This window comes from Cytobacillus purgationiresistens (assembly GCF_030813235.1).
In the GTDB taxonomy this organism is placed as follows: Bacteria; Bacillota; Bacilli; order Bacillales; family Cytobacillaceae; genus Cytobacillus; species Cytobacillus purgationiresistens.
The window spans coordinates 31,674-48,286 of the sequence record NZ_JAUSUB010000008.1 but is presented as its reverse complement, the minus strand read 5'-3'; the positions used below and the strand labels follow the sequence as shown (position 1 = coordinate 48,286).

The window sequence follows — 16,613 nt, the reverse complement described above, 5'->3', positions numbered from 1 at the left end:
TTATTCCTTCTTTCTATTCTTACGTTCTTCTAATATTTGATGCAACTCATTAATTTCATCATCTGATAGCTTATCTTTTTCCAAAAAGTTTAATACCATAGAGTTAAGCGTACCATTATAAAAACGATTTAAAAAACTATGACTTTCAACTTCAATGTAATCACTTTCAGCTACATTCGGTGTGTAAACAAACACACGGCCTTCCTTGCCATGATTCAGTGCACCTTTTTTTATGAGCCTTAGCAACATTGTTTGAATGGTTTTAGGATTCCAATCACTTGTTTTGGATAACTTTTCAATGACCTCATTTGTATTAATTTGGGGATGTTTCCAAACAATTTTCATTACTTCTAATTCTGCCTCTGAGATTTGAGGTAATTTTTTCATTTTAACCACCCTTAAACTTACAATTGTAATATTATAATTATATGGTTCATATCTTTATTAGTCAAATCACCCCTGCAATTTAATTATAAGTATTGCAATTAAATCTTACATATGTAATACTTTTAAAAACTACAACTGTAAGATTTGGTTCTTAGGAGGTTACTAATGATTAAAAATAAACCGTTAATGAAACGTTTTGGGATTGGCGAAGAATTGAAAATTGGCTATCCATTAACCACAAGCCAAATCTCAAATGATGGCAGCATGAACAGTGATATTCTCCTTGCTGATTCAGGGTATGGACAAGGAGAAATTATGGTTACTTCATTAAATATGGCTCTAGCTTATAGTGGTTTGTCAAATAATGGAGATATCATGACGCCATCACTTGTTCAAACAGGTAATCAAAAAGCGGAAGTTTGGAAAGAGGGAGCGATATCATCCGAGCATCTGAATACATTGCATGATGCATTCACTGCTGTCATTCATGAAGAAGGCGGCACCGCAATTAATTCTAAAATCTCTGACGTTCTATTAGCTAGTAAAACAGGAACAGCAGAAATAAAAGTATCTAAGGATGATGAAGCCGGAAGTGAAAATGGCTGGTTCATTGCAACAGATTTAGATACCTCTAAAATATCACTTGCAATAGTGTTAGAGGATGTAAAAGCGAAAGGTGGAAGCCGCGCTGCTATACCAGTTGGTAAAAATGCATTGTCAGACTACTTGCAAAGATGATGGTAGTTAATAGCTTGTGGCAAGTGTTAAAAAGAATTAAATTGCCTATAAACAATTGGCAATCCAAAAATATAATGAATGGAGTTAGATATTTATGAAATTATTAAACACGTTTTTTACCACATCTAAAATGAAAAAAGTAGTTCCTATACTACTTCTCTCATGTTTAACGCTAGCAGGCTGTTCTGGTGATAAAGCCAATACTACTGAACCTATAACCAAAAATAAAGAAGCTGCAATAGCAGATAATCTTAGCAGGCTTGAAGAGAAATTCGATGCTAGACTAGGTGTCTTTGCAGTGGATACTGGCACGAATCAATCAGTGGCCTATAGATCAGATGAGCGTTTTCCCTTTGCATCAACTCATAAAGCTTTAGCTGTTGGAGCACTATTACAACAAAAATCAATCGAGGAACTTAACGAAAGAATTACCTATAATCGTGATGATCTTGTTGATTATAGTCCGATAACAGAGAAGCATATTGATACAGGAATGACTTTAAAAGAGCTTTGCGACGCATCTATTCGTTACAGTGACAACACTGCAGGCAACCTTATACTTAAAGAACTGGGCGGACCTAGTGGTTTTAAAAAATCACTCAGAGAGATTGGGGATAAAGTTATCAATCCAGAAAGATTTGAGCCAGAGCTAAATGATGTAAAACCAGGAGAAATTCAGGATACTAGCACACCGAAAGCATTAGCTGCGAGCCTACAGGCTTTCGTGATTGAAGACATACTCCCAGAAGAGAAACGTGTTATTTTAACTGATTGGCTTAAGAGAAACACCACTGGAGATCATTTAATTCGTGCGGGCGTTCCGAAAGGCTGGGAAGTTGGAGATAAAACGGGTTCAGCATCATATGGAACACGAAATGACATTGCTATCATTTGGCCGCCGAATGGAGAACCTATTGTTCTTGCCATACTTTCCAGCCGTGATATAAAGGACGCTGATACAAACGACAAACTGATTGCAGAGGCTACAAAGGAAGTCATCGATGCCCTTAAAGGCAAAAAATCATATTAAACACAGTATAAAAGAAAAGATAGCTGAATCTATTTCCTTATTAAATAGATCCAGCTATTTTAATTTTGGATTGGGTAATCCTAAACATCAATTTTTAACCGGTTAATGTTTACTTCAACAATAGGATATAAGTTTGTGTCTGCTGTTTTACCATTTCGATGCGGCTTACATAGTAAATTCTTTTCTTCATACCATATGAAGGAGGGAAGAGTTTTATAGATGCTGAGTCACTCCTGCTTTTTAATAGTAGGATTAATTTTAGCATATATTGTATATAACATCTTTTCTAATTAAAAATTACATCATTATTCTTTTAATATTACGCTCAACCCATATCAGTTATATGGGAAATGATCTTCTATCTTTGTTTGATATTTTTTATAGCAGGTTTATTTGGTGGTGTTTACTTACTTGCAAATATATCAGCTGTCTTTATTCTATTATCAAGCTTTAAAAAGGAAAAAAATAGGGGAAGTCTTTTTTGCTATAGCTCCATTTGTTTTATTTTTTCTCGTGCAAAACTGATTAAACTAATGGGGACTTTTTTAGAAATATGAAGGAAAGTACGAAAAAAGAAATATATTCTTGGGTAAAATCTATTGTATTTGCTTTCATCATTACTTTTATTTGTAGAGTATTTATTTTTATACCTACAACTGTATTCGGAGAATCAATGTTACCTACTTTTAATAATGAAGATAGGATTGTAGTGAGTAAAACGTCAGAAATACAACGATCTGATGTGATTGTGTTCGATGCTCCAGATATGGCTGGTAAACAATATATTAAAAGGGTAATAGGTCTTCCAGGAGACAGTATTGAGATGAAAGATGATGTGCTTTTGAATGATTCCAACGGTGCCTTTTATTCAATCCCTGAAGGATTTACTTTTCCTCTGCAACAAAGCGACAGATTGGTTGAACAAACAATTGGGGATAAATACAAATAAAAACAACTAGGGTAATTGTATCTATCCCTGTTGTTTTCGACTTAATTAGATAATATCGGACTGTTCATTTCAAAGAATTATTGAGTAATTTCATTAACAATTTGAGTATGTGCCTCTATAGTTGATGTAATTGGTCGTCCAAGAAGTTTTTCAAAATCATTGCTCTCGACCTCTAATGTGCCTTCTCGAATATCCTTCTGAATGTCAACAAGCATAGAAATAAGTAAATCTGGTAAACCAGCACCTTTCATAATATCGGCATAAGTAACGTCATAAACCTGCTTCACTTGTACTTCTTTACCTAATACCGTGCTAAGAGCAGATATAAGTTCTTTTTGAGTCAATAGCTGGCCAGAAAGCTCGTTGATGGTATTTTCGTGTCCTTGACCAGATAGTACTGTTGCCGCAGCGCCCAGCCACGGCAGCTCAGGGAATTAGAAGAAGACCAAATGGTTCACAGAGAGGTATATAAAGAAGTTCCTCCCAAAGTAGAATACTCACTAACACCAAAAGGTTTAGCTTTATTCCTATACTGGATAAGATGGGAGAGTGGGGAAAAAAACTAAAAGAATTAGCCAAAGGAGAAGTAACTCATCAAATAACAAAAAGTAATAGGGCGATCGATCCCTTCTATACAGGCATTAACTAGAGAGAGCGTTTCTTCATAACGATTGAACGCTTTTTTGTATGCAATAATAGAAGCGGTTTAACAAAAAAAGTGATGAATAAGAATTAAACACTATTTTTAAAAAACTATTAGATCTGATTCTCTATCATAATCCCATATTCGTAAGTTTTTGATTCTACCAGTACAAAATCTATAGTTTTCATGGCTGCCGATTATTCCTGATGCAGATATAAGTAATGCATTAGTTAAAAATTATTCTAAATTCTCTTTGACTTTTTGTATACAATTGTATACGATTTAAATATATTTTATGTATACAATTGTATACAAGAAAGGAGCCTTCTATTGGAAAAAGAAGGATTTAAGGGTCATAGCAAAGATAGTCACCATTGGGGTGATGGAAGAGATCACAAGAAGAGCAGACATGGTGCTAAAACGTTTCGCCGAGGAAGAGCCATTGCATTTTTAGAAAGGATGAATCTTAAACGTTCGATATTAAAACAACAATTAGAAACACCAGAGCTTCAATCTATTAATCCAATTTTAGTCGGGGAATTAAAAGCAATTGATATGGTCATCAATGAATTTGTTCAACTATTTGAAATTCATGAAAGTGAAGTAATAGAATTGCCTAATGAGAAGAAAGAACCAACGAAATCATCATTAATGGATAGTAAACAATCTGGTGAAGAAAGGAATTCATTTTAATGAAACAAACGAACAGTTATATCGATTCAGTGTATAATGCACAAGATGCTCTTTTGGAGGAAGTGATAACATCTATAAAAGAAAATGGAATGCCATCCATTTCGGTATCTCCCTCTTCGGGAAAATTACTAACTTTGCTTGTATCAATTTCAGGAGCTAAAAATGTTCTGGAGATAGGGGCTCTTGGGGGATATAGTGGAATTTGCCTTGCCCGAGGATTCGGGAGCGAAGGGGAACTGACTTCTCTTGAATTAGAAGAAAAATACGCTAAATTAGCACACAGGAATCTATCAATTGCTGGCTTTGCCGATCAAGTATCATATATTACTGGGGAAGCTTTGCAGAGCTTGGAAAAACTAGTTAGTGATAATAAGCAATTTGATTTTTTCTTTATCGATGCTGACAAAGAAAATTATGAACATTACCTAGGATATTGTATTAATCTAGCTGAATCGGGTGCTTTAATAGTAACTGATAACGTACTTGCCGGCGGTAGTGTAGTAGATCCCGGTGCTAAACGTAAACGTTATACAGAAATAATGAAGAATTTCAATGAAACTGTGGCCAATCATCCTCAATTAGAATCTTTGCTTATTCCAATCGGAGATGGTATGACCATTTCAAAAGTTAAGAAATAAACAGCAAAGTACTGAACTAAGAACCATTAAGCAGCTGGTTAGAATAACAAAATCACAGTGATAACGGTATTTAATAGCGTTGTTGATTTCCCAATGCTAATGAAGTGTCTTTATTAATTCACTGTAAATTAGTTGATGATAATAGGTGATTATTGTTTAACAAGCAAAAGCGAAAAAATCCGTAACTTGACGATTCTAAATTTATATTCGTGAGTGAATTTAAGAACATCGAATTGGCAAATATGTTAATTCTATTGGTTTTGTAATTATTTCATCAATTACTATTGTATATTGTAATTCATCATATTTTAATTTTTTCAAGTCAATAGAGGATTAGGTACTGTTGTTATGAAAATAACAACAGGAGCAAGTACATGGAATTGAAGGTTACGTGCTGAAAAATTATTCCTTTTTCGTTTGCATCCATGGTGATTGGTGGACAAATAATTGGAGAAAGCGGGAAAGCTAAACGAATTGATGTATTAGCAACAGCATTACATAATAAAATGGCCATAGATCAATTGTTAGATTTAGCTTATGCAGCTCCATATAATGGAGTATGAGGTCCCTTTAGGTGAAAAACTTGTAATTTATGTTTTAATCGCGATATTGGAACATGATTTAGGTAAAAAACCTGTAATTCATGTTCTAATCGCGATATTAGAACATGATTCAGGTGAAAAACCTGCAATATATGTTCTAATCGCGATATTGGAACATGATTCAGGAGAAAAACTCGGAATATATGTTCTAATCGCGATATTAGAACATGATTCAGGTAAAAAACTCGGAATATATGTTCTAATCGCGATATTGGAACATGAATCAGGTAAAAAACTTGGAATATATGTTCTAATCGCGATATTGGAACATGATTCAGGTAAAAAACCTGTAATATATGTTCTAATCGCGATATTGGAACATGATTCAGGAGAAAAACTCGGAATATATGTTCTAATCGCGATATTGGAACATGATTTAGGTAAAAAACCTGAAATATATGTTCTAATCGCGATATTGGAACATGAATCAGGTAAAAAACCTGTAATATATGTTCTAATCGTGATATTGGAACATGAATCAGGTAAAAAACTCGGAATATATGTTCTAATCGCGACATTGGAACATGATTCAGGTAAAAAACCTGTAATATATGTTCTAATCGCGATATTAGAGCATGAAAATCCAACAATCGGCTAGCAAGAATAAATTAAAGTGTTAGAAACCCAATCATTTTGTGGAATTTTCAATCACAAAATAAGGTTCGGTCTGCACTTTCCCTATGAAGGGATATTTCAATACCATTAATTTCAACATTGTTTATTGCACTTATTACCTTTTTTTCCTCAGACCATTCTGCACAGAAGATTTTTTATATTATTGTAGCCTTCACGTTTAATTGATTCCATTAACCACGCAGAATCTTTTCAGATTTTCTCAAGGCCTCTGCCAACTACTTCTCATTCGTCAACTAATACTAAAGAAGGTTGGTTATCTTTAGCCTCAATTTCCCCCAGTTCAGGAGTAAAAGGCCCATTTTTTCAGAAACTTTTGCACGCTTAAGCCACCGCTCGTCTCAAGATAGGCGTTCTTTACTTTATTCATGCTTAATATCCCTGTTGCTCTTAACAAAGTCCTGAACTGCTCCATTTTAAGCTGGTTTTATTGCATTTCCTTAACATTAGATAAATGTGTACCTTTTTGCCGACTTTCTTTGCACGATAGTAATTTTTTTTGTGCAACATCGATAGCTGAATATTATCACCCGATTGCACCACTCTAACCGTTTTTTGCACCACTGAATATCATAAAACGCACCACCAAAATAAATTACACCAGATCGATATGTGAACCTGACAGAATCATGAATTTCGTCAGGTTCTTTCTGCATTCTGGCTCTTGTTAAATCAAAGTAATCTAAGCAAACGTAAAGGTATTTGATGTTTTTGTATAAGTTTACTTTACTTTTGTAAAAATTGAGTTTATAATTTGATTCAAGAGGTGGTTATCATGAAGAAAGATTTTGGTGATTCGATATCAAATAAGGTTTATGAATATCGTGTACTTGCCAGAATGTCTCAGCAAGAATTAGCAGAGAAAGTCGGGGTTTCCAAACAAACCATCTTCGTAATGGAAAAAGGAAATTATGTTCCGACTCTGCTGTTAGCTTTTCGAATTGCCGAATTTTTTAATGTTGATGTAAACGATGTTTTTACTTATGTGAAAGGAAATGATCAAAATGAAAATTAAGTCTATCTCTGATATCCCTAACGCAATTTTTTACCCTTTAAAGTCTTGGGCTGAACAATCTTCGGGAAATTGGAATATTCTCATTGGGGTTGGTGGGTTACTGCTTATTGGAAGTGCGATTTTTGCCTATTTTTTTTATAAGAAGATTGGGCAAGACGACGAACGGACAAATAAAATCTTTTTGAAAAGCAGTTACTATATGCTGTTGGCAATTATTCTATGTGACATGATTTTTCCCAATGACTATATGTGGAACATCTTTTTCTTGTTCAAATATACGTTGGCATTTTTAGCTGGTGGAATTTACTTGGCCGTCCAATATAAAAAGGATTTTTCATAAGGAAAGGTCGATGAGCGAGATCCGGCCATGGATGGAGGATTAGACAATACTGATAAATATGCTAACTAAGCGATATGGAAATTCAATAGTTTTAAAAGATCTCTCTTTAGATTTCAACCAAGGAGAAATCGTTGGTCTGATTGGAAGAAACGGCGCTGGAAAAAGTACCTGCTGAAGATTATAACGCAATCCATTCAACCTATGATGGGTCAGTTACAGACAATCATCAGGTAGGGTACTTGATCGAGGAACCAAAGCTATTCAATAATAAGACAGGATTATTCCACTTAACTTATTTTCGGGAATTTACGGAAACACCTTCAAACTCAATGAATACGAGAGGCTCTTACGGAACCTGCAATTATTCGATGTGTTGAATAAAAAGGTGAAGAAATATTCTTTAGGAATGCGGCAGAAGTTAGGAATTGTCATTAGCCTACTAAATAATCCACGCTACATTGTATTAGATGAACCTACTAACGGCATGGATGTGGAGACTCTTTTGAGGTTTTGGAAGAATTGAGAAGTATGGCTGAGGAATGGAATGTCGGTATTTTGATTTCTAGCCATAAGCTATAAGATATTGAGGCTATTTGCGATCGAGTTTTATTCTTAAAGCCTGTCTTTTGAAGCTTCAAGTCTCGATATACTCCATGTTAGAACAGTGTGATTATTCCTCTGAGGATTTCAAGGAATAGATAGTAAATATGGGGAAACATGAAATTGACAGCTACATTGCCAGTATCAGGCTGCCTGATGATAATCAACCGCTTAAGCCTGAGATTGATGATTTACCATTTTAAGAAGCCACCAATCACCGTGTTTTAATGATGATTGGTGGCTTTTTTATATGCGGTGGTGCAACTTTTGATATTCAGTGGTGCAATTGGTGATAATATTCGATAGCTGCCGAGATAACTTCATCAAGCTGGAATATTGTATTTTGCTGTTAGTGATTGCTAATTAATAAACGCTTCCAACAGCAGATGGGAAAGCAATAGGGTTTCCATTTTAAGCCCTATTTAAAGGATTTTAAAGCACATTACTAATACAAAAAGATATGTTGAAAATAAAAATAGGGAAAATATCATGAGAAGAGGCCAAATTAGTATTCATGTTAGAGGAGAAATATTTAGATAGTCTAAAGATATTAGTTGACTGCTGGAAGACTATCGAAATTGCGGCAAATAGTAAGAGAAATCAAGTTTTGTTAATAATATAAAAGTAATAATGTCAGAGAATAACCTACTTGCAATTTTGTCAATTGAGTAGTAAAGTGAAAACAAACACAAGAACAGGAGGGTGATGAATGCGGGAAAATACCTTGGGGTCGTTGATTTGGCTTCGATTAATGCGTTTTACTAACCAAAGCAATCAGATGTCGAATGATTTCTTGAAGCGATTTGATCTAACGACGGCTCAATTTGATGTCCTGATGCAGGTGCGAATTTATCAGCCGCTTACACAAATGGAGCTGGCAGAAAAAGTGACCGTTACGCAGGGCGGGATCTCTCGCATGCTTGTAAGACTTGAAAAAGAAGGCTATATTGTGAGAAAGCTTGATTGGAAAACAAAAACGATCAGCTTGACAGACAAGGCAGAGAGTATTTTAGATAGAGCTATGCCGGAACAGCTGGCGTTTCAATCGTCCTTTTTTGATGATGTTTTGAGTGCAGAAGAGCAGCAAACACTGTACAGCTTGATGACACGTATTCATAAGCATAGCCAAAAAAAGGAATTGCCGCCTGAGTGATTTTTTTTGCTTTATCATTTGACTAGTCAAGTTAGGGGAGGGAAATTTATGTATACAATACCCGGACATCATCATATTTCGATGATCACGAAGAATGGGCAATTAAATAATCAATTTTACACAAAGGTTTTAGGTCTTCGCCGTGTGAAAAAGACAGTCAATCAGGATGATCCATCCATGTATCACTTATTTTATGGAGATTTAATAGGGAGCCCTGGAACAGAGCTGTCTTTTTTTGAAATGCCGCTTGCAGGAAGAACTTATCGAGGGACGAATGCCATTACACAAATTGGTTTGCTTGTACCTTCATCTGAAAGTCTCCGCTATTGGAGGAAACGCTTTGAGTTATTTAAGGTTAAGCATGACGATATAACAACCTTCGCCGGCAGAAAAGCGTTGCCTTTTGAAGATTCAGAGGGTTTGCGGATGGTCTTAATAAACAATAATGGAGAAGATATTCCTGAGGAATGGTCAGCTTGGAATGAATCTGAGGTTAATCAAAAGCATCGCATTTTAGGAATGGGAACAATTGAAATAACCGTAAGATACGAAAGGAAATTGGCAGAAACACTTAAGGAAATGTTTGGCTATACAGATGCGAGCCGTACTGATGAAGAATTGATTTTTCAATCTGTACCTGGCCGTGCCTTTGGAGAGATCGTGATCAAACAGCAGCCAGGTCCGAGCGAAAAGCCCGGCAGAGGAAGTATTCATCATCTAGCCATTCGGGTGCGAAATGAAGTGGAACTGCAATATTGGAACAAGGTTGTTCAAGCAAACGGATTCCAATCAACAGGTATTGTGGATCGATTTTATTTTCAAAGCTTATACTTCCGCGAATCAAATGGCATTTTATTTGAAATAGCAACAGATGGTCCGGGCTTTACAGCGGATTCATCTGTAGAAAATCTTGGAAAGACGTTGAATTTACCTCCGTTTTTAGAAAAAAGAAGAACAGAAATAGAAGCAAAGCTAGCACCACTTGAATAGGGAAAGGGGAGAATAGCAATGGAACAATTTCGCATTGCGAAGAACAAAGGGGTTGAATTTGGCCTTTATTCAATAGGGGATCATCTTTTTAATCCACATACAGGAATCAAAATAAGCGCCCAACAGCGTATTCAAGAATTAGTTGATGCAAGCAAACTTGCCGATGAAGCAGGATTGGATGTATTTGCAGTGGGGGAGAGCCATCAGACTTACTTCACAACACAGGCTCACACAGTCATATTAGGTGCAATTGCTCAGGCGACGAATCAAATTAAAATTGCCAGCTCTGCTACTGTCCTAAGCACATCAGATCCTGTTCGTGTATACGAGGATTTCGCGACAATCGATCTTTTATCCAATGGACGCGCTGAAATCGTTGCTGGACGTGGCTCTCGTATAGGTGCTTATAGTTTATTAGGGTATGATGTTCGAGATTATGAAGAACTGTTTGAAGAAAAAATGGATCTACTCTTAAAGTTGAATAAGGAAGAGGCTGTTTCTTGGGAAGGTCAATTCCGTGCAGCATTGAAAAATGCATCGATCTATCCACAGCCATTAAATGGTCACTTGCCGATATGGCGAGCAGTAGGTGGTCCACCAGCAAGTGCAATCAAGGCTGGACATGCTGGTGTGCCGATGATGCTCACAACACTCGGCGGCCCGGCGATTAATTTTAAGGTATCGGTTGATGCCTATCGTGAAGCCGCAGAACAGAATGGATTTGACTCAAGCAATTTACCAATCGCAACGACTAGTTTATTCTATACGGCAGAAGATTCCAAAGACGCTTTGCGTGAATATTATCCGCATATTAACTCAGGCATGCAGGCATTACGCGGTGGCGGATATCCAAAACAGCAATTTGCCCAATCGGTTGATTATCGTGATGCACTAATGGTTGGAAGCCCTCAACAAATCGTAGAAAAAATGCTTTATCAATACGAATTATATGGCCATCAGCGTTTTATGGCACAAATAGACTTTGGCGGAGTGCCATTCGATAAAATAGCGAAAAACATTGAATTAATCGCAACAAAAATCATGCCGGAAATAAAGAAACACACAGCACAGGATTAAGGGGGGATTGGATGAAACTCGTAGGAATAGCAGGATCAAATGTTGGCTCTAAAACGCGTACCGCTATGGATTACACCCTGAAAATTGCTCGAGAAAAGTACCCGCAAGCAGACATTACCCTGCTGGATTTAGCAGAATATGATATGGCATTTAGTGATGGACGCAACTATTGGGAATACGATGGTGATACCAAATATGTAACAGAAACAATTATGGACGCAGACGCACTGATCATTGGGACACCAACCTTTCAGGCTTCCATTCCAGCTACATTGAAAAATATATTTGATTTGCTTCCAGTCAATGCTTTTCGTGACAAGGTTGTAAGTATGGTTGTAACTGCAGGGACAGCTAAGCATTATTTAATGGCCGAGCAGCAATTAAAGCCAATTCTAGCATACATGAAAGCTCATATTGTCCCCACTTACGTATTTATAGAAGAAAAGGATTATCTCAGAAGAGAAATTGTCAACGATGATGTTCTTTTTCGGATGGAAAGGTTAGTGGAAGATACTGTACTGCTTGTGGATGCCTACTCGCAAATACGTGAAAAGAAAGATGCAGAGTACGATTTTTAATATCAAATAAAAGTTTTTAAGAATCATACGGTATATTGGCCTGACTTTATCTAAAAAAGAAGACGTACAAAATAGACTTTGTACGTCTTTCTTTTTATTATATAAATCGAAACTACTCCACTTCAATACTAAAAGCATAAAAGGCATCGCCATTTGACATGTTCGAGTCCTCTTCATCCAGCCACCAAACCCCGTAGGAATAAAAGTAAACCCCTTTGCTGGAGGGTCCAGTAAACTGGTGATCTTGCAATGATATCTCTGTATCTTTATTGTTTTCCTTCACTTGATAGAGCTCATACTCTTTAGGCTTTGGTTTGTAGTCCATTAGGATGGTAATGCTCTCACCTGGTTTAACCTTGATAGGCTCCCTGTCCTTCAAGAGTTCGATTGGCCCTGCAGTATCAACGCAAGTGCTGTGGAAGCCTTCACTCCAGCAGTAAGATCCAAGAACGGTTTCGTAAGTTTTTCCATTTGCTTCAATTAACACATCGGGTGGACGGTTACCGCTTAACTTATCGGTAGAACAGGCTGTAAGAGAAAGTAATAATAAAATGAAAACAATTGAAACGGAATGTTTCATGTGAATTCCTCCTTACCTTATGGACGAAGATAGAGAGAACGAGGTTGCAAGGAAGGAGTGCTCTTTCAATAAAATATAATATTCTAACTCAACTTTAATCTGACTTAAAAACTCATCAATTTGCCTTTTATGATGATGATCATGCCAAACAAACCCCCATAATAATTAAACAATGAATGAGGATAACCGGAATATTCATCAATTGTCTCTCCCTTAATTAGGAAGGCGGGGGATAAATTCTTCCTCGGGTTTTTTTTAATCCTGAAATAAATGCATTCCTAATCTCCTGCTGCTCTGTTATTAATGCTTCAACGGTTATTCCAAATAAGGCATACTTTGAAGCCCTTTTGATTAAGTGGCACAAACTCAATACTTTGGATGACAGCATCTTGTTTCATTATCGGCAGCATATCTTCAAGAACAATAATTTGGCTAATAATTACTGCCATAGACCATTTCCCTTCAGCAATCGGTTTGTAAAAGATATCTTCCTCTATTTTATGAGTGATTCCACCCAGAAATTAAAACGTCTTCCTTGAGATGATGAATGGTATACATCATTGTTCATCTCCTCGCGTTTGTTTAGTATTTATTCCTTTTTACGTACTTAAAACCCTCTCTCAACTTAGATTGATTATGTATGTGAAATGTTAAATCTTTCAATTTGTCAATAATGTAGACTGAACTTGTTAAGATCAGATGGAATAATAAAAAAATCAACATAAAAAAGTCCGCTCCATGCAGAAGCGGAAAAGAGACCATAAATCAAGGTTAGTTCAAATGAATGATACAATATATAGTGTGGTCAATCGATAAAAACGTCTATATATTGTTGTAATTGATTTTATCATACATTTTCACCTAGAGCAAACAGCTATTGAAAATCTGCAAAAAAAGTTGAAATTTATTAAATAGGATTGCTTTTATGTCCTAGTTTTGTAAGATTTATATATATCGAAAGTAAAGGGCTGTGATTTCATGATTTACACATTGACGTTAAATCCTTCAGTTGATTATCATTTACAGCTTGAAAAATTAAGAATAGGTGAACTTAATCGTTCAGTATATGAAGAGAAGCAGCCTGGAGGTAAAGGGATTAATGTCTCTCGTGTTTTAAACGAAATGGGAGTAAACAGCATTGCGCTTGGATATGTAGGCGGATTGACAGGTGAATATATTAAAGATTGTTTGGCTCGTGAACAAATCGAGACGAGTTTTATTCATGTGAACGAAGATACTAGGATAAATATAAAAATAAGTGCAGAAGAAGAGACCGAGGTGAATCAATCCGGTCCCATCATTTCAGATACCAATTATGCAGATCTTTTAAGAATAATGAACACTCTAACAAATGAGGATATGGTAATTATTTCTGGGAATCCTCCAACTGGAATAGATTATATCGATATTTTTCAAATCTGTATGAAAAATGCCATTCCATTTGTCCTTGATGCAGAAGCTGAGCATATTAACATTGCTTTAGCATATCGTCCATTTTTTCTGAAGCCGAATCATAAAGAACTAGGAGCTTTATTTAATACATCGTTTTCTGCTCTTAATGAGATGATTCCTTATTGCTTGAAGCTGGTGAAAATGGGAGCGCAGCATGTCATGGTTTCTATGGGGGACAAAGGGGCAGTCTTGGCGACAAAGGAAAAGGTTTATCAAGCGGAAGCGCCAACTGGAAAAGTCCTTAGTACAATTGGTGCAGGAGATTCAATGGTCGCAGGGTTTTTGGCTAAATACATAATGGGTGAAGATATTGAGCGTGCTTTCGCAGGTAGTGTGGCAGCAGGCAGTGCGACAGCTTTTACAAATGGTATATGTCGAAGAGAGCAGGCTGACTGCTTAGTAGAGCGTGTAATTGTCACAAAGGAAGAGGTGGAAGGGTGTTGAGAATCACAGATTTAATGACAGAAGACACTATACTTCTCAAGATGGAGGAAAGGACTAAGACAGAAGTAATCAATAGAATGGTCGAGAAGCTCGATGAAGCAGGGGTCTTGTATAATCGCCAGGAGTTTTTACAATCTGTTCTAAAGAGAGAAGAACAAAGTACAACTGGATTTGGTAATGGAATAGCGATTCCACATGCAAAATCGAAGTCAGTTAAGAAGGTCACAATCGCCTTTGCGAAATCGGTTGAAGGTGTCCACTTCGAGTCATTAGATGGGAAACCAGTCAATCTTCTTTTTATGATTGCTGTCCCTGAAAATGCCAATCAAACTCATTTAGATATTTTGGCGAAGCTGGCAACCGTTTTAATGAAAGACGATGCAAGGATAGAGCTGTTGAAGGCGGAATCGACTGATAAAATTAGAGAAATCCTGCATTCTTTTGATGAAAGTGAATTCAGTGGGGATAAAGAGGGTATAAGTGAGGAATCTCCCTATATTGTTGCAGTAACAGGATGTCCAACAGGCATTGCTCACACTTATATGGCTGCTCAGGCTTTAGAGGAGCAGGCTGCAAAGCTCGGGATAGGGCTTAAAGTGGAAACGAACGGTGCGGCAGGTGTGAAAAATCATCTGACAAAAAGAGAAATCGAAAACGCGGCTTCTGTCATTATTGCTTCAGATACGAAGGTGAATCTAGCGAGGTTCAGTGGCAAGCATTTAATCATTGCATCGGTCGCAGATGGCATGATTAAGCCGGAAGTGCTACTTGAAAAAGCGCTAAAGCAAGATGGCCCTTTTTATGATTATTATGATGGTCTCGAAACGAGTAACGGGAGAAGAAGAGATTTTTATCAGCATTTAATGAGTGGGTTGTCCAATATGCTGCCATTTGCTGTAGGCGGCGGTATTTTGTTCTCGATTGCTTATTTAATTGGCTTTAATGAGAATCCTTTTGCTCAGTCATTACATTTTATAGGTGGTCAAAGTGTTTTTAGCTTGCTGCTTCCTATTCTGTCAGGCTATATTGCTAAAAGTATTGCAGATCGCCCTGGTTTTGCCCCAGGAGCTGTTGGGGGATTGCTAGCTGCGATGGATGGAGCGGGCTTGCTTGGTGGTATAATTGCCGGATTTCTATCAGGGTGGATCGTGAATTTATTGAAAAGGGCTGTCAGTCGCATCTCTCCTTCATTTTCAGCAATGACGACTATTCTTGTTTATCCTGTACTTGGTATGCTCTTAATTGGAATGATTATGCTACCGGTAAATCCTTATATTGAATTTTTTAATGATAGAATAGCTAACACTTTTTTTGGACTCAGTCCAAGCTTAGAAATAATTATTGGTGCATTATTGGGTATGCTCATGGCAATTGATATGGGAGGACCTATCAATAAAATCGTCTATTTAATTGGCATTGGATTTTTAGTCGGCGGGATATATGAACCGATGGCTGCAATTATGGCAGGAGGAATGATACCGCCGCTTGCAGTGGCCTTGGCATCAACTTTGTTCAAACATAAATTTTCGTTAGCCGAGCAGAAATTATATAGGGGAAATTATGTAAAGGGACTTTGTTTCATGACAGAAGGAGCGGTTCCGTTTGTTAACACTTATCGAAAACGTTATCTCTTGCCTATACTGATTGGCTCGGGATGTGCGGGTGCCATTTCGATGGCTGCAGGTGTCGGACTTGCCACACCCCATGGGGGAATCTTTGTTGTTCCACTCGTATTTGGTCAATGGTATTTATATGTATTGGCTATCATAATCAGCAGTTTAATTTCAGCGCTTTTAATAGGAGTCTTAAAAAAACAATCAGCATGATAGGCTGTTAGACTCAATTTCGAAAAATAGAACATGTGTTCTGATAAATATGCTGTAATATGATATAATGAAATGGCAATAGATCGTTCATATGGGTGGTCGGCTAACCCCGTTTTGAAAGGGGGTGATGCCTTTTGACAGTATTTGAATCGTTGATGCTTATGATTTCTTTTTCAACTTTGATTATGGCTGTCTTAGCTTTTAAGCATAAAAAATAGACCTCCCTTGATCTGATAACCTGAGGG

Annotated in this window: 23 protein-coding genes and 2 pseudogenes; 20 read left to right on the top strand and 5 right to left on the bottom strand. The window is 36.8% G+C overall.

Translation table 11 applies throughout. The features are described from left to right. Window positions 1-387, bottom strand: a complete 387-nt coding sequence (locus J2S17_RS11065; protein WP_307474785.1) for a BlaI/MecI/CopY family transcriptional regulator — start codon at window positions 385-387, stop codon at window positions 1-3. Between the two features lie 165 nt (window positions 388-552). On the opposite strand from J2S17_RS11065, the gene J2S17_RS11060 reads away from it, so the two are divergent. From J2S17_RS11060 to lepB, 3 genes are all read left to right on the top strand, one after another. Then, window positions 553-1,125, top strand: coding sequence for a penicillin-binding transpeptidase domain-containing protein (locus J2S17_RS11060; RefSeq protein WP_307474783.1), 573 nt, complete (start codon window positions 553-555; stop codon window positions 1,123-1,125). 94 nt (window positions 1,126-1,219) lie between these two features. Continuing rightward, complete coding sequence (bla, locus tag J2S17_RS11055) at window positions 1,220-2,155, top strand: class A beta-lactamase (RefSeq protein ID WP_307474781.1); 936 nt, start codon at window positions 1,220-1,222, stop codon at window positions 2,153-2,155. 553 nt (window positions 2,156-2,708) lie between these two features. Next, window positions 2,709-3,104 (top strand): signal peptidase I, encoded by a 396-nt coding sequence (gene lepB / locus J2S17_RS11050; RefSeq protein WP_307474779.1) that lies wholly within the window; start codon window positions 2,709-2,711, stop codon window positions 3,102-3,104. A 77-nt stretch (window positions 3,105-3,181) separates the two neighbouring features. Here lepB and J2S17_RS11045 read toward each other — a convergent pair. Then, window positions 3,182-3,514, bottom strand: a pseudogene (locus J2S17_RS11045) (Rossmann-fold NAD(P)-binding domain-containing protein); the annotation flags it as partial. Window positions 3,515-3,523: 9 nt separating this feature from the next. On the opposite strand from J2S17_RS11045, the pseudogene J2S17_RS11040 reads away from it, so the two are divergent. The 5 genes and pseudogenes from J2S17_RS11040 to J2S17_RS11020 form a co-directional block, all read left to right on the top strand. Next, a pseudogene (locus J2S17_RS11040) lies at window positions 3,524-3,753 on the top strand (winged helix-turn-helix transcriptional regulator); the annotation flags it as partial. A gap of 324 nt (window positions 3,754-4,077) precedes the next feature. Further along, a complete protein-coding gene (locus tag J2S17_RS11035) occupies window positions 4,078-4,440 on the top strand; it encodes a hypothetical protein (RefSeq protein WP_307474777.1) in 363 nt (120 codons plus the stop codon). Continuing rightward, a complete protein-coding gene (locus J2S17_RS11030; RefSeq protein ID WP_307474776.1) occupies window positions 4,440-5,078 on the top strand; it encodes an O-methyltransferase in 639 nt (212 codons plus the stop codon). The genes J2S17_RS11035 and J2S17_RS11030 overlap by 1 nt, the downstream gene beginning before the upstream one ends. A 425-nt stretch (window positions 5,079-5,503) precedes the next feature. After that, window positions 5,504-5,641 (top strand): hypothetical protein, encoded by a 138-nt coding sequence (locus J2S17_RS11025; RefSeq protein WP_370874997.1) that lies wholly within the window; start codon window positions 5,504-5,506, stop codon window positions 5,639-5,641. Then, entirely contained in the window at window positions 5,631-6,278 is a 648-nt protein-coding gene (locus tag J2S17_RS11020) for a hypothetical protein (protein ID WP_307474774.1), read from the top strand. Before J2S17_RS11025 ends, J2S17_RS11020 begins: the two co-directional genes overlap by 11 nt. Window positions 6,279-6,596: 318 nt before the next feature. Here the strand turns inward: J2S17_RS11020 and J2S17_RS11015 are convergent, their stop codons facing one another. Further along, window positions 6,597-6,728 (bottom strand): YetF domain-containing protein, encoded by a 132-nt coding sequence (locus J2S17_RS11015; RefSeq protein WP_370874996.1) that lies wholly within the window; start codon window positions 6,726-6,728, stop codon window positions 6,597-6,599. Between the two features lie 360 nt (window positions 6,729-7,088). Here J2S17_RS11015 and J2S17_RS11010 point away from each other — a divergent pair, with 360 nt between their 5' ends. The 9 genes from J2S17_RS11010 to J2S17_RS10975 all read left to right on the top strand — a co-directional run bounded on the left by J2S17_RS11010 (window position 7,089) and on the right by J2S17_RS10975 (window position 12,066). Beyond that, window positions 7,089-7,328 (top strand): helix-turn-helix transcriptional regulator, encoded by a 240-nt coding sequence (locus J2S17_RS11010; RefSeq protein WP_307474772.1) that lies wholly within the window; start codon window positions 7,089-7,091, stop codon window positions 7,326-7,328. Then, entirely contained in the window at window positions 7,318-7,668 is a 351-nt protein-coding gene (locus tag J2S17_RS11005) for a DUF2178 domain-containing protein (RefSeq protein ID WP_307474771.1), read from the top strand. The genes J2S17_RS11010 and J2S17_RS11005 overlap by 11 nt, the downstream gene beginning before the upstream one ends. Before the next feature lie 58 nt (window positions 7,669-7,726). Further along, window positions 7,727-7,843: an ATP-binding cassette domain-containing protein gene (locus J2S17_RS11000; protein WP_307474768.1), complete on the top strand. Its 117-nt coding sequence runs from the start codon at window positions 7,727-7,729 to the stop codon at window positions 7,841-7,843. Then, window positions 7,809-8,045 carry a hypothetical protein gene (locus J2S17_RS10995; protein ID WP_307474978.1) on the top strand — a complete coding sequence of 79 codons (237 nt, stop codon included), beginning with the start codon at window positions 7,809-7,811 and terminating at the stop codon, window positions 8,043-8,045. Before J2S17_RS11000 ends, J2S17_RS10995 begins: the two co-directional genes overlap by 35 nt. Then, window positions 8,039-8,191, top strand: coding sequence for an ATP-binding cassette domain-containing protein (locus tag J2S17_RS28855; protein ID WP_370874995.1), 153 nt, complete (start codon window positions 8,039-8,041; stop codon window positions 8,189-8,191). Before J2S17_RS10995 ends, J2S17_RS28855 begins: the two co-directional genes overlap by 7 nt. 786 nt (window positions 8,192-8,977) lie before the next feature. Further along, the gene (locus tag J2S17_RS10990) at window positions 8,978-9,421 is read left to right on the top strand and encodes a MarR family winged helix-turn-helix transcriptional regulator (protein WP_307474767.1); all 444 of its coding nucleotides are present in this window, start codon (window positions 8,978-8,980) and stop codon (window positions 9,419-9,421) included. 48 nt (window positions 9,422-9,469) lie between these two features. Further along, window positions 9,470-10,411: a ring-cleaving dioxygenase gene (locus J2S17_RS10985; RefSeq protein WP_307474765.1), complete on the top strand. Its 942-nt coding sequence runs from the start codon at window positions 9,470-9,472 to the stop codon at window positions 10,409-10,411. Between the two features lie 18 nt (window positions 10,412-10,429). Next, on the top strand, window positions 10,430-11,488 hold the full coding sequence (locus J2S17_RS10980; RefSeq protein ID WP_307474763.1) for an LLM class flavin-dependent oxidoreductase: 1,059 nt from the start codon (window positions 10,430-10,432) through the stop codon (window positions 11,486-11,488). Window positions 11,489-11,499: 11 nt separating this feature from the next. Next, complete coding sequence (locus J2S17_RS10975) at window positions 11,500-12,066, top strand: NADPH-dependent FMN reductase (protein ID WP_307474761.1); 567 nt, start codon at window positions 11,500-11,502, stop codon at window positions 12,064-12,066. A gap of 112 nt (window positions 12,067-12,178) precedes the next feature. On the opposite strand, the gene J2S17_RS10970 is transcribed toward J2S17_RS10975, so the two are convergent. After that, window positions 12,179-12,646 (bottom strand): hypothetical protein, encoded by a 468-nt coding sequence (locus J2S17_RS10970; RefSeq protein WP_307474759.1) that lies wholly within the window; start codon window positions 12,644-12,646, stop codon window positions 12,179-12,181. Window positions 12,647-12,954: 308 nt separating this feature from the next. After that, on the bottom strand, window positions 12,955-13,095 hold the full coding sequence (locus J2S17_RS10965; RefSeq protein ID WP_307474757.1) for a hypothetical protein: 141 nt from the start codon (window positions 13,093-13,095) through the stop codon (window positions 12,955-12,957). Window positions 13,096-13,624: 529 nt separating this feature from the next. Between J2S17_RS10965 and pfkB the strand changes: the two genes are divergently transcribed. The 3 genes from pfkB to J2S17_RS28850 all read left to right on the top strand — a co-directional run bounded on the left by pfkB (window position 13,625) and on the right by J2S17_RS28850 (window position 16,586). Continuing rightward, window positions 13,625-14,542, top strand: a complete 918-nt coding sequence (gene pfkB / locus J2S17_RS10960) for a 1-phosphofructokinase (protein ID WP_307474755.1) — start codon at window positions 13,625-13,627, stop codon at window positions 14,540-14,542. Then, complete coding sequence (locus tag J2S17_RS10955) at window positions 14,536-16,368, top strand: PTS fructose transporter subunit IIABC (RefSeq protein ID WP_307474753.1); 1,833 nt, start codon at window positions 14,536-14,538, stop codon at window positions 16,366-16,368. The genes pfkB and J2S17_RS10955 overlap by 7 nt, the downstream gene beginning before the upstream one ends. A 134-nt stretch (window positions 16,369-16,502) precedes the next feature. Beyond that, complete coding sequence (locus J2S17_RS28850; RefSeq protein WP_370875001.1) at window positions 16,503-16,586, top strand: putative holin-like toxin; 84 nt, start codon at window positions 16,503-16,505, stop codon at window positions 16,584-16,586. The last annotated feature ends 27 nt before the right edge of the window (window positions 16,587-16,613 follow it).

Excerpts from the sequence above, each read along its gene's own strand:
- J2S17_RS10990 (WP_307474767.1), top strand. The coding sequence starts at position 8,978 with ATGCGGGAAAATACCTTGGGGTCGTTGATTTGGCTTCGATTAATGCGT.
- bla (WP_307474781.1), top strand. The coding sequence starts at position 1,220 with ATGAAATTATTAAACACGTTTTTTACCACATCTAAAATGAAAAAAGTA.
- pfkB (WP_307474755.1), top strand. The coding sequence starts at position 13,625 with ATGATTTACACATTGACGTTAAATCCTTCAGTTGATTATCATTTACAG.
- J2S17_RS11000 (WP_307474768.1), top strand. The coding sequence starts at position 7,727 with ATGCTAACTAAGCGATATGGAAATTCAATAGTTTTAAAAGATCTCTCT.
- J2S17_RS10985 (WP_307474765.1), top strand. The coding sequence starts at position 9,470 with ATGTATACAATACCCGGACATCATCATATTTCGATGATCACGAAGAAT.
- J2S17_RS11020 (WP_307474774.1), top strand. The coding sequence starts at position 5,631 with ATGGAGTATGAGGTCCCTTTAGGTGAAAAACTTGTAATTTATGTTTTA.
- J2S17_RS11065 (WP_307474785.1), bottom strand. The coding sequence starts at position 387 with ATGAAAAAATTACCTCAAATCTCAGAGGCAGAATTAGAAGTAATGAAA.
- J2S17_RS11025 (WP_370874997.1), top strand. The coding sequence starts at position 5,504 with ATGGTGATTGGTGGACAAATAATTGGAGAAAGCGGGAAAGCTAAACGA.
- J2S17_RS10970 (WP_307474759.1), bottom strand. The coding sequence starts at position 12,646 with ATGAAACATTCCGTTTCAATTGTTTTCATTTTATTATTACTTTCTCTT.
- J2S17_RS10975 (WP_307474761.1), top strand. The coding sequence starts at position 11,500 with ATGAAACTCGTAGGAATAGCAGGATCAAATGTTGGCTCTAAAACGCGT.
- J2S17_RS11015 (WP_370874996.1), bottom strand. The coding sequence starts at position 6,728 with ATGGAGCAGTTCAGGACTTTGTTAAGAGCAACAGGGATATTAAGCATG.
- lepB (WP_307474779.1), top strand. The coding sequence starts at position 2,709 with ATGAAGGAAAGTACGAAAAAAGAAATATATTCTTGGGTAAAATCTATT.
- J2S17_RS10965 (WP_307474757.1), bottom strand. The coding sequence starts at position 13,095 with ATGGCAGTAATTATTAGCCAAATTATTGTTCTTGAAGATATGCTGCCG.
- J2S17_RS10980 (WP_307474763.1), top strand. The coding sequence starts at position 10,430 with ATGGAACAATTTCGCATTGCGAAGAACAAAGGGGTTGAATTTGGCCTT.
- J2S17_RS11060 (WP_307474783.1), top strand. The coding sequence starts at position 553 with ATGATTAAAAATAAACCGTTAATGAAACGTTTTGGGATTGGCGAAGAA.
- J2S17_RS11030 (WP_307474776.1), top strand. The coding sequence starts at position 4,440 with ATGAAACAAACGAACAGTTATATCGATTCAGTGTATAATGCACAAGAT.
- J2S17_RS11010 (WP_307474772.1), top strand. The coding sequence starts at position 7,089 with ATGAAGAAAGATTTTGGTGATTCGATATCAAATAAGGTTTATGAATAT.
- J2S17_RS11005 (WP_307474771.1), top strand. The coding sequence starts at position 7,318 with ATGAAAATTAAGTCTATCTCTGATATCCCTAACGCAATTTTTTACCCT.